At 54.7% G+C, this 12639-nt stretch carries 6 protein-coding genes; 4 read left to right on the top strand and 2 right to left on the bottom strand.

The annotated features are described in order from the left end of the window. Window positions 1–28: 28 nt before the first annotated feature. Window positions 29–1150 carry a 2-iminoacetate synthase ThiH gene (thiH, locus tag MKY96_RS18495; protein WP_340942225.1) on the top strand — a complete coding sequence of 374 codons (1122 nt, stop codon included), beginning with the start codon at window positions 29–31 and terminating at the stop codon, window positions 1148–1150. A 344-nt stretch (window positions 1151–1494) separates the two neighbouring features. On the opposite strand, the gene yfbR is transcribed toward thiH, so the two are convergent. Further along, window positions 1495–2139, bottom strand: a complete 645-nt coding sequence (gene yfbR, locus MKY96_RS18490; protein ID WP_340942224.1) for a 5'-deoxynucleotidase — start codon at window positions 2137–2139, stop codon at window positions 1495–1497. 104 nt (window positions 2140–2243) lie between these two features. On the opposite strand from yfbR, the gene MKY96_RS18485 reads away from it, so the two are divergent. After that, window positions 2244–3947, top strand: coding sequence for a fumarate hydratase (locus MKY96_RS18485; protein WP_340942222.1), 1704 nt, complete (start codon window positions 2244–2246; stop codon window positions 3945–3947). A gap of 86 nt (window positions 3948–4033) precedes the next feature. Here MKY96_RS18485 and bioB read toward each other — a convergent pair whose 3' ends face one another. Beyond that, window positions 4034–5032, bottom strand: a complete 999-nt coding sequence (gene bioB, locus MKY96_RS18480; protein ID WP_445671449.1) for a biotin synthase BioB — start codon at window positions 5030–5032, stop codon at window positions 4034–4036. 407 nt (window positions 5033–5439) lie between these two features. Here bioB and MKY96_RS18475 point away from each other — a divergent pair, with 407 nt between their 5' ends. Next, window positions 5440–8451: a carbohydrate binding domain-containing protein gene (locus tag MKY96_RS18475; RefSeq protein ID WP_340942219.1), complete on the top strand. Its 3012-nt coding sequence runs from the start codon at window positions 5440–5442 to the stop codon at window positions 8449–8451. A gap of 86 nt (window positions 8452–8537) precedes the next feature. After that, window positions 8538–12446 (top strand): carbohydrate binding domain-containing protein, encoded by a 3909-nt coding sequence (locus MKY96_RS18470; protein ID WP_340942217.1) that lies wholly within the window; start codon window positions 8538–8540, stop codon window positions 12444–12446. Window positions 12447–12639: the final 193 nt, after the last annotated feature.

Here is a 12639-nt window from a genome sequence, read left to right as displayed (position 1 = left end):
CAGATGGAATAGGGAGGAGAGAACGGTTATGAGCTTTTATGAGACGATGACCCGGCTGGAGCAGCTTCCTTACGGAACGCTATGGAGCCGCTATACGGCAGAGGATGTGAAGCGTGCGCTTCGTGCAGAGCGGGTCGATGAAGAGGGGCTGATGGCACTGCTGTCACCGGCAGCGGAGCCTTATCTGGAGGAGATGGCGCAGAAGGCGCACCGGTTAACGCGTACGCATTTCGGCCATGTGATGCAGCTGTTTACACCGATGTATCTGGCTGATTTTTGCGTGAATCACTGCACGTATTGCAGCTTCAGTTCGATCTATGATTTTCCGCGCAAAAAGCTGACGCTGGAGCAGGTCGCCAGGGAAGCAGAGATCATCGCTGCCACGGGCCTGCGCCACATTCTGATCCTGACCGGAGAATCCCGGAATGACAGTCCGGCCGGTTATGTGAGGGACTGCGTGAACGTGCTGCGCCGCTATTTTTCCTCCGTCAGCATTGAAGTGAATCCGCTCTCGACAGCCGAATATGCTGAGCTCAGAGAAGCCGGTGTGGACGGTCTGACGCTCTATCAGGAGGTCTACCATCAGGAGACTTATCGTGCGCTGCATATCAAAGGACCCAAACGTGTCTACCGCAACCGGCTGGATGCTCCCGAGCGGGGCTGTCAGGCGGGCTTCCGTTCGGTAAATATCGGGGCTCTGCTCGGCATGTACGAATGGCGCCAGGAGGCGCTGGCAACTGCGCTGCATGCGAGGTATTTGCAGGACAAGTACCCGGAATGCGAAATCGGGCTGTCGACTCCCCGATTCCGGCCTTACTTAGGCGAATTCAACCCGGCAAGCGATGTTACCGACCGTGCGTTGGTGCAGATCATCCTGGCGTACCGCCTGTTCCTGCCGCGTTCCGGCATCTCATTGTCCACACGCGAGCCTGCCGCTCTGCGCGATCATCTGGTCCAGCTCGGCATCACGAAGATGTCCGCCGGGGTATCCACCGAAGTGGGAGGACATTCCCTGGAAGGGGGAACGCCGCAGTTTGAAATCTCGGACAACCGCAGCGTGAACGAGATGGCCGAGATGCTGCGCTCGCAAGGACTCCAGCCGGTATTCAAGGACTGGGATATCCTGTCCGAGCCGCTTGGGTTGAGGTAGGCAAGCTGAATCTGGTTGAGAGCCTGATGTGACCAAACCGGGTGCAACTTAAACTGATCAGGTATATCGAATCAGCTTGACCTGAACAGCCAAACTGAATGAACTTAGACTGACTTGACTAATCGTGCTTAACTTAACTTGACTAGACTAACCGTGTCTAACTTAACCTGACCATATGCAAATAACCCGCTTCATGGCGGGTTATTTGCATTGTATATGGGTTGTAGGCTGCTCACGCTGACTTCTCCTTCTACCACGAAGGCTCGTGGGCAGGATGTATGCGAAAAACCGAATACAATCGCTAGCGCGAAGGCTGATGGGCCAAATGTATGTGTGTACTCTATCTACTCTATAGATTCAGGCTGTCCGGCAGACTGTCCCTGACTCGCACTGGAAGTCAGCTCGTCCAGCGACATCTCGAAGCCCGGAGCCATGTGTTTAAGGAAATACTCCATCTCAGGCATCTCCAGTACATGCAGCTTCGCGGCAGTCTGCTCTCTGGCAGCGGCGAATTCGCGGTTGCCTGCGGCGACCTCCCAGACGCATTTCAGGTAAGCGTCCAGCACATCCGCTGCCTTGACGTAGCGGAGCAGTCCGGCATCCTCGGAGCCGGGCGGGCTGGTGTGCGGCTGCAGGAGCGGCGCATAGACTGCGCTCAGCTCCGGCGGGATCATGGCCGCCAGCCGGTCGGCGGCCACCTGCTCCATCTCGCGGAAGCTCGACAGCAGACGCGAGTTGTTATGCTTCACCGGCGTAGCGATGTCGCCGGTGAAGACCTCGGTGGCGTCGTGGAACAGCGCCATCGTGGATGCGCGGTCGGCGTTCAGCGACCGGCCGAAATGGGCATTGCCGATGGTGCACAGCATGTGCGCCAGCAGGGCGACCTGGAATGAATGCTGCGCCACGTTCTCCGGGGCGGTGCTGCGCATGAGGCTCCAGCGCTGGATATATTGCAGCCGGTAGAGATAGGCGGAGAAATGGTAGTTCAATTTTGAAGTAACCCCTTTCATGAGCAGCTTAATGTGCTATTATAGTAACTAATTGTACCAGAGTTAGGGCCGCTTGAACCAGATGGAGAGGAGACTGAATGAAGATGCAGCATTTTGAAGAGAGCATTTATAATTTGATTGTAGAGACCTCCACGAACCTGCCGGGCGATGTGCGCCGGGCAGTGGCCAGAGGGCGGGCGCTGGAAGACCGAGCGACACGCTCCGGACTGGCACTAACCACGATAGCGCAGAATATCGGAATGGCGGAGCAGCAAATATCGCCGATCTGCCAGGATACGGGGATGCCGACTTTTATAATTCATACGCCGGTGGGCGTGAATCAGATAGAGATGAAGAAGGATATTCACAGCGCAATTATCCGCGCTACGAAGAACGGCAAGCTGCGGCCCAATTCCGTGGATTCGCTAACCGGCGAGAACAGCGGGGATAATCTGGGGGCAGGCACTCCGGTGATTCACTTCGAGCAGTGGGAGGAAGAGAGCATTGACGTCCGGCTGATCCTGAAGGGCGGCGGCTGCGAGAATAAGAACATCCAGTACAGCCTTCCGGCAGAGCTGGAGGGACTCGGCAAAGCCGGACGCGACCTCGACGGTATCCGCAAGTGCATCCTGCATTCCGTGTACCAGGCGCAGGGCCAGGGCTGTAGCGCAGGATTCATTGGTGTAGGCATTGGCGGCGACCGTACCACGGGCTATGAGCTGGCGAAGAAGCAGCTGTTCCGCAAGGTTGAGGATGTGAATCCTAATGAAGATTTGGGCAAGCTGGAGCATTACATTATGGAGAATGCCAACAAGCTCGGAATCGGCACGATGGGCTTCGGCGGTGAAGTGACGCTGCTGGGCTGCAAAATCGGAGTAATGAACAGGCTGCCTGCCAGCTTCTTTGTCTCCGTAGCCTATAACTGCTGGGCCTTCCGCCGCCAGGGCATTCTGGTTCATCCGGCTACCGGTGACATTCAGGAATGGCTGTATGAGAGCGGCACCGGGATATCTGTTGAGGGGGAAGCTGCACCGCAGCCTGTTGCTGAACCTGTGGGTGTAGCTGCGGCAGAACGGACAGCTTCCGGCGTGGTGCCAGAGGATGCTACGATTCCTGCGGCACCGGCTATTGTATCCGGGACGGGTGAAGCAGCTTCGGATGCGGCCGTCTCAGGGAATGGGGCAGCATCTGAACCGTCTGCGGCAGCTTCCGCCGGCTCAGGCGGCTCGCGCGAGATCCGCCTGACCACACCGATCAGTGAGGAGGATATACGCAGCCTGCGCGTCGGCGATGTGGTGATCCTCTCCGGCGAGATGCACACCGGCCGCGATGCCCTGCACAAATTCCTCATGGATCACGACACCCCTGTCGACCTGAACGGTGCCGTCATCTATCACTGTGGCCCGGTCATGCTGAAGGATGATGAAGGCTGGCATGTGAAGGCGGCTGGCCCGACGACCAGTATCCGCGAGGAGCCGTATCAGGGCGATATTATTAAGAAGTTCGGTATCCGCGCCGTAATCGGCAAAGGCGGTATGGGACCCAAGACCCTTAAGGCCTTAGGGGAGCACGGCGCGGTCTACCTCAATGCCATCGGCGGTGCAGCGCAGTATTACGCAGAATGTATCAAGAAGGTCAACGCGGTAGACTTCATGGAATTCGGTATTCCTGAAGCGATGTGGCATTTACAGGTGGACGGCTTCGCAGCGATAGTGACTATGGATGCGCACGGCAACAGCCTGCATGCCGATGTCGAGAAGGATTCCGCCGCCAAGCTGGCCCAGTTCCGGGAACCGGTGTTTAAGTAACCCATAAAAGAAACAGCGGCAGTTAAGGACGAGAAATTGAAGTCCGGACTGCCGCTGTTTTTATTGAATGAATACTCTGCACCGTCCTAAAGGGCATTTTGTTCAATCTCAAAGCCCAAGTCCTCAATCATTTGATGATCAGCCGGTATATCTTGGCCTGTTGTCGTTAGATAATCACCTACAAAGAGTGAATTTGCAGCGAACAGAGATAAAGGCTGCAGCGTACGGAGGCTGATCTCCCGGCCGCCAGCCACGCGGATTTCTTTAGACGGACAAATGAAACGGAACAGGGCGAGTACCTTCAACGCTTTAGTCGACGGCGTGCGGCCAGCGTGCTGCAAGGGGGTTCCCGGTATGGAATTCAGGAAATTGATTGGAATCGAATCCGCATCCAGTTCGCGGAGCGCATAGGCCATTTCAACAATTTCTTGATTGGTTTCGCCCATACCGATAATGACACCAGAGCAGGGGGACATGCCGTGTGCTTTTACCTTCTCCACAGTTTCAATGCGTTGCTCAAAGGTATGGGTCGTCGTGATGGCAGGATAGTTGGCTTTACTGGTGTTCAAGTTGTGGTTGTACCGATGTACGCCGGCTTCAGCAAGACGTCTGGCTTGATCATCCCTGAGAATGCCCAGACATGCGCAAATTTTTAGCGGCATTGTCTTGCGGATTTCTCTAACCGCGTCCGCCACTTGGTCTAGCTCCTTGTCTGTCGGCCCTTTTCCGGATGCTACAATGCAATAGGTCCCGGCTTTGCGTGCTATAGCTTCACGTGCGCCTGAGAGCAAGGTGTCTTTATCTAGCAAGGGGTATTTTTTAACCGGAGCCGTCGACACAATAGATTGCGAGCAGTAGCCGCAGTCCTCGGGGCAAAGGCCGCTTTTGGCGTTGATGATCATATTGAGCTTGACTTTTTTACTGTAAAAATGCTTTCGCACCTTAAACGCTGCATGCATGAGCAGAAGCAGCTCATCGTCGTTGGCTTCGAGTACAGCATGTCCTGCCTCTAATGTTAAACATTCTCCACGTAGTGCTTTATCGGCAAGCAGTTGCCATTCCATCTCCGCTCCCATTGTGGTCATTTCAATCATCCTCCCATAGGTTGAATAGCCAATTAAGCTCGAATTGTATTGTTTTTGGTACGCTGAAGTATTAGAGCGCCGTATATTTCTATTGTAGACCTAATAACTAATTTAGGTTTACAATTAGCTTTGGATATTTTAGCAGACCTGAACATCTCTGTAAAGGGAATTTTAAGAGCTGTGCTGAATAATGATTTTTTCATGTTTTGCAGAGTCGGCAGCCCATATAGGAACCCGCTTGCGGAAGTCATAAATTATTATGTCTTGACAGCGCATACAGGGACATGTTAATTTTTAGTGGGGAAACCGGTTTCCCCAACGTTTAGTTAGACTCAAGTTATTGACGGCAAGAGTATCCGCTGGCTCCAAAGTGTTGCATTCGGTTTTACATGAGAGGGAGATGAGGAATGAAAAGAAAACGTAACCGCCTGCTTGTTCCCGTTCTAATCACATCCATTGTATTGTCGGTCATGGTGAATCTGTTTGTCCTGCCGCAAGCTAAGGTGGAAGCAGCCAGTATTGGCACCGTAACCGAGAATGACACGATTTATCAGATTATGGTTGACCGCTTCCATGATGGGGATTCTTCCAATAATGCAACAGGTGCGGCTATCCGCTTCGGGGAGAACTCCGAGGAGGACTTCCGTTATATGAAGGGCGGCGACTGGCAGGGGGTCATTGACAAGCTCCCGTATATTCACAATATGGGCTATACCGCGATCTGGATCTCACCGGTAGCCGAGCCGCAGATGACTAACCGCGAGAACAACGGCACAGGCAAGAACACGGCCTACCACGGCTACAATGTCAAAGATCCGAACAAGGCCAACCCTTACTTCGGCACCAAAGAAAAGCTGAAAGAGCTCGTAGACTCCGCGCATGCGCTCGGAATTAAGGTGATCATCGATGTCGTTCCCAACCACATCGGCGATTACATGCTGGGCACCCAGGCTTATTATGATATCCCTTCCTTGCAGCCTGCCGCTCCATTCAATAATCCGGCCTGGTATCACCATAACGGTGACATTAACTGGTCGCTTGCCGATGGACGCTACGATCAGTGGGCCCAGGATTATCTGGAGAATCATGATCTGGGCGGTCTGGATGATATCGACTTCGATGTTCCTGCTGCCAAGCAGGCCATCTTCAGCTCAATTAAGGGCTGGTTTGATTATACGGGGGCAGACGGCGCCCGGGTCGATGCGGCCAAGCTGATGAAGCCGACCGATATCGGCGAGCTGCAAAATTTGCTGGGCGTGAATACTTTTGGGGAGAATTTCGACGGCAATGCCGAATTCGTCTCCCGCTGGGTCGGTACCAATAAGGAGTGGGGGATGCTCGACTTCCCGTTGTTCTTTTCCGTGCTGAACAGCTTCGCGTACGGGCAGTCTTTTGACGCGAATATTAAAGGCACCCTGGCTCAAGATTCCTACTACGGCGGCAACGCTAACCATATGGTAACCTTCATCGACAATCATGACCGCAACCGCTTCCTGACCGAGGCCGGGGGCAGTGTTGAGAAGCTGCAGAATGCTTTGTCCTTTATCTTCACCGTGCGCGGAACGCCTGTGGTCTTCCAGGGAACCGAGCAGAACAAGGGCAACGGCAACGGGCAGATTATGACGGGCGGAATCGCGGATACGTGGAACCGCTGGTCGATGGTGAAGCGGGATGCAAACGGCAATGTACTGGAGAATTATTTCAATGAGAATGCCAGTACCTTCAAGCATGTAGCCAAGCTGAACGAGATCCGTAAAAACAACCCGGCCCTGCGCACCGGCACCCAGCGCGAAATGTGGTCCGCACAGAATCTGTACGCCTTCTCCCGGCGGATTGATACAGGCACGAATGTCGGCCAGGAGGTCATCTCAGCATTCAGTAATGCATCCGGCGGATCACAGACGGTGACGCTGCCGCTGCGCGCCGAAAGCACGCTTACCGCAGGTACGGTTCTGGTGAATCAGCTGAACCCATCTGATACTGTGACCGTGCAGGCAGGCGGTGTTACCGGTAAGCAAATTACAGTTACCCTGGGCGCCAATTCGGCCAAAATCTACTCCAAAACCCAGCCGGTAACCGATACGCAAGCACCAAGTGTTCCGGGAAATGTAACAGCCACCGTACAGAATGCCTCCAGCGCGTTGGTATCCTGGTCTGCATCCACCGATAATGTCGGGGTTACCGGCTACGAGATTTACCGCAACGGGGTGAAGATCGGGACTTCGGCAACGACCTCTTTTACAGATAACGGACTTGTAGGCAGCACTAATTATTCTTATACGGTAAAAGCGTATGACGCCGCCATGAATCTGTCGGCCTTCAGCGCAGCCGCTCTGATCGTTACCCCGGCCGGTAACAGTGTGACGATCTACTACAAGCAGGGTTACACCAATCCATATATTCATTACCGCCCGGTGGGCGGGACTTGGACGACATCTCCGGGGGTAGCCATTCCAGCCGCCGAAGTAGCAGGCTATAACAAAATCACGATTAACATTGGCGCAGCCACCCAGCTCGAAGCCTGCTTCAATAACGGCAGCGGCACCTGGGACAGCAACGGCGGCAGCAATTACCTGTTCGGCACAGGCACTTGGACCTATACGCCTACAGGCAATATCCAGGCAGGTGGTCCAGTGACGCCAACGGCTACGCCGACCGCGACACCGACCGCGACACCGACGGTAGCACCTACAGCGACACCAACCGTGACGCCAACACCAACCGTAGCACCAACAGCGTCACCAACTGTAGCGCCGACGGCAACACCTACACCGACTGTAGCGCCAACGGCGACACCTGTGCCAACCGCCACTCCGGCGGGCAACACGGCGACGATCTATTACAAGAATACGGCCTTCAGCAATTCGTATATCCATTACAAGCTGGACGGGGCAACCACCTGGACGACTTCACCGGGAGTGCCTATGCAGGCCTCAACCTTCAGCGGCTACAAGTCCATTACCATTCCGCTCGGCACTGCCACAGGCCTAACCGCAGCCTTCAATAACGGCAGCGGCACCTGGGATAACAATGGCGGGAATAACTATCATTTTGATACCGGCAGCTCTAGTCTGGTAGGAGGAAGCTTGACGACTGGTGAACCTCAGGCGGATAGCGTAACCTTCCGGGTGAGCGTTCCGGGTTCCACTCCAGCGAATGCTCCGGTCTATCTGACGGGTTCGTTCAATAGCTGGAATGCAGCAGATCCGGCCTATCAGCTGACCCGCAGCAGTGACGGCGTCTATTCCGTCACCTTGAGCCTTCCGGCAGGCAGCGCCGTGACGTATAAGCTGACGCGCGGGAGCTGGGCCACGGTAGAGACCGCGTCCAACGGTACAGATATCGCGAACCGGACGCTTACACCGGCAGGCGGAGCACAGACAGTGACGCTGACCGTGCAGCGCTGGAAGGATCAGTAAGCAGCTTGAGGGGGTGAAGGATGGATGTCCGCCGCCCCCGTTTTTTTTGACGAAGAAGAATGAACCCGATCAGAAGGAGTTGACCAATGACCAAGCAATCCAGGTACCTGCGCAAAATTACAGCCCTGCTCCTGGGCGGGCTTCTAACCGTTCCGGCATTAGTGTCCCCTGTCTCGGCAGATATTGCCGCTACGCATGTCTATCATAATCATATGCCGAATTTCTGGGCTTACTATGATCTGAACACTTATAATTCCACGCCTGTAGGCAGCCCGATCCGTTATACCTACGATGGCGAAGTCATCCAGCTGAAGCAGAATCCGCCTACGGGATATCCCTATTATCTGCCGAATGGATCTCCCATGCCCCACGATGACCTGGTCTCTTACTATTCCCATCACGCCAAGACAGGTGCGTATTTAACCTGGCCCTGGAGTGTGGCGAACACGCTGCACAGCAATCATCCCCAGGCACAGATGCATGTCACCATGTCGGGGTCAGTAGTGAACAATGTGAACAGTATTATACAACAAGGAAATGTAAGCGGATACAATAATCCGGCCTGGGGAACCCCTTGGAAGAACGCTGTGAATCAGCTTCGGACCACAGGCGGGGACAACATGCTCGACCTGATTCATTTCTCCGGACACCATTCTATGGGACCTCTGGTCGGCAACGATTATTTGCTCAAGGATATGATCTATCATGGAGCTACAATGGCTCAGCCTTATTTCCTGGGCAGCAGCTATAAGTCATCGAAGGGATTTTTTCCGACAGAGCTGGGGTTCTCAGAGCGGATCATCCCGGTGCTGAATAAGCTCGGCATCCAGTGGTCCGTGATCGGCAACAACCATTTCTCCCGCACACTTAAGGATTATCCGCTGCTGGACAGTCCAGGCACAGATACGATGATCTCACCGCCCAACCGCAGCGATCTGCAGAATGTAAGCACGGCCGGGGCCTGGGTGAGTGAACCGATGTTCAATGAACAGCAGGTGGTTCACAATAAATATCCTTTTGCCTCAACGGCCCATTGGGTCCGTTATGTGGACCCGGCAACCGGGGTTGAATCGAGAGTGGTTGGCGTGCCTGTTGCCCAGGCGCAGTCCTGGGAAGAGGGGTATCTCGGCCAGGTAAAAGCAGATGTGCTTAAGCCGTATGAGAATCTGGTTGCGCAGAAGCAGATTTTTGTCGTGGCCCATGACGGGGATAATTCTTCGGGCCGGGCCGGCTCCGAGGAGACCTGGCGTAATGCCGGGAATGTCACCTATGCCAGCAGCGGTGTGACTGGAATGGGGATCGATGAGTATCTGCGCAGCAATACACCGGCCGCTTCCGATGTGGTCCATGTGCAGGACGGCTCCTGGATCGATACCCGGGATTCGTCCTCCGATCCAACCTGGTACCACTGGCATCTGCCGTTTGGGATCTGGAAAGGCCAGTTCGCGGCCTTCAATCAGGTGAACGGGACTGCTTACGCCCCGAAGAAGAATCTGGCGGGTGCCGAGGAAGGCATGACGGTATCCTTCGAGAAGGGCTATCATTATCTGGAGCGTAATTTCGCGTTATTACAAGCTTCCCTGAACTATGCCAAGACCGCCGAGCAGATCTGGCTGGAGGAGCATCCGAATTACTGGAAGCCGGCGAACCCGCTGGACCGTGAGGTGACCTACGAAGGCAACCAATTGAATCCGTGGATGCTTTCTTATCCTGTGAAGGGGAACGCTGCGAATGATTACGCCGGAGGTGCCAATCCCGCTGAGCTGGCCTGGTATTTCCTGCTGCCTGCGATGGACTCGGGGTTCGGTTATTACGATGAGAATGTGGATGACAGTGTGAAGCCGGCGTTGTCCTTCAATCAATCGCTGTATTTCTCGAAGCCCTATGTGTCGCAAAAGCTGGCCAAAGACAAAACCGGCCCCTCCGTCTGGTGGCCCCAGCGTTACCCGTACAATCCGGGCAGCGCCAATGTCAGCAAGGCAGAGGGCTGGACCCTGCAGCATTACAATAATGCTTTTGCCATCTATACGTATGCCTTCGACACCAGCGGAATCAGCGAGATCAAGGTAAAGGTCCGGCCACACCGCGATAAGACGGCAGACGCAGCGGATAATTCGTTCAAAGTATATGATCCCGCAGGTCTGGCCGCAGCAGGAGTACCTGATATTGATCCCGCCAAGGTTGGTGCGTGGACAGAATACCCGATGAATGTCCGTGACCTGAGCGCCGATATTAACGGTGTCGACTGGCAGCCGAGCAGCAAGACGATTATGCAGAAGGTTCCGGCCACGGATATCGGGAACCTGTATTTCTCCTACATCTCCGATTACCGGGATCAGCTGTTAGACTACTATATTGAAGCCAAGGATGCTAAAGGCAATGTGACCAAAAGCGATATCCAGCAGGTCTATGTCGGCGCCGGCAAATATAAGCTGGAGAACGGCAAATATAAGGAGAGCATGCAAGGTACTATTGAAGGAACGCATCCGTTCATCACAGATGTGCCCGCTGTCCCGGATACTGAAGCTCCGGCTGTTCCAGGCAATTTTCAGGCCACGGTAATTAATGCTTCTTCTATCGGGCTGACCTGGAATGCTGCTACGGATAACGTCCGTGTCACCGGCTATGAGATCTACCGCAATGGCGTCCGAATCGGAACAACAACTTCCACCTCATATACAGACAGCGGCTTGTCAGCCAGTACAGCATATGAATACAGAGTTAAAGCCTATGATGCCTCCGGCAATCTCTCCGGCTTCAGTGCGGCAGCAACTGCCACCACACCGGCGGGCAATAATGTAACGCTCTATTATAAGCAGGGTTATTCGACTCCGTACATCCATTACCGCCCGGCTGGGGGGACCTGGACGACAGCCCCTGGCGTAGCGATTCCGGCCGCCGAGCTAGCAGGCTATCACAAAATCACCATTAATATCGGCGCAGCCACCCAGCTCGAAGCCTGCTTCAACAACGGCAGCGGCACCTGGGACAGTAACGGCGGCAGCAATTATCTGTTCGGCACCGGTACCTGGACCTACACGCCTACAGGCAATATTCAGTCGGGTGGTCCCGCTGCGCCAACCGTTACGCCGACAGTTACGCCCACTGTAGCTCCGACAGCTACACCAACCGTAGCTCCAACAGCGACAGTTAAGCCAAGTGCAACGCCTGTTGTAACACCGACCGCAACACCGACCATGGCGCCTACTCCAACACCAACGGCAACGCCAACGGTGGCACCGACAGTTAAACCAAGTGCAACGCCTATTGCAACGCCAACAGCTACACCAACTGTATCGCCGACCGCCACACCGACTGTAGCACCAACGGTAGCACCGAGCGCAACACCAACCATAGCACCAACGGCGACCCCTGTGCCAACCGCCACTCCGGCGGGCAACACCGCGACGATCTATTACAAGAATACGGCATTCAGTAACTCATACATTCATTACAAGCTGGATGGAGCAACTACCTGGACGACTTCACCAGGCGTGCAGATGCAAGCCTCTGTCTTCAGCGGCTACAAGTCCATTACCATTCCACTCGGCACTGCCACCGGATTGACCGCAGCTTTCAATAATGGCAGCGGGACCTGGGATAACAATGGCGGGAATAACTATCATTTTGGTACCGGCAGCTCCAGTCTGACGGGAGGCCACCTGATTACCGGCGAACCTCAGGCGGATAGCGTAACCTTCCGGGTCAGCGTTCCCGGGTCCACTCCGGCGAATGCTCCGGTCTATCTGACGGGTTCATTCAATAGCTGGAATACGGCAGATCCGGCCTACCTGCTGACCCGTGGCAGTGACGGCGTCCATTCCATCACCTTGAGCCTTCCGGCAGGCAGCGCCGTGACGTATAAGCTGACGCGCGGAAGCTGGGGCACGGTAGAGACCACATCCAGTGGAGCGGATATTGCGAACCGCACGCTCACGCCGGTAGGCGGAGCACAGACAGTGACGCTAAGTGTGCAGCGCTGGAAGGACCAATAGCGCTTGTAGCTTGTAAGTAACTAGCAGTAACGCCTTTTCTAAATGGTGCGGTCGCCATTTAGGAGGGCGTTTTCTGGTTGGTGAGGTAAGCGGACCAAATGTAATCGAAAACCGATTACAATGCTCCGGTCGGGGGTAAGCGAGCCAAATGTAATCGGAAAACCGATTACAATGCGCAGCGTCGGGGTAAGTG

Origin of the sequence: Paenibacillus sp. FSL R7-0302 (assembly GCF_038006885.1) — a bacterium.
Taxonomy (GTDB): domain Bacteria; phylum Bacillota; class Bacilli; order Paenibacillales; family Paenibacillaceae; genus Paenibacillus_AQ.
The sequence above is the reverse complement of the archived record's forward strand: the minus strand, read 5'-3'. Positions and strand labels throughout refer to the sequence as shown.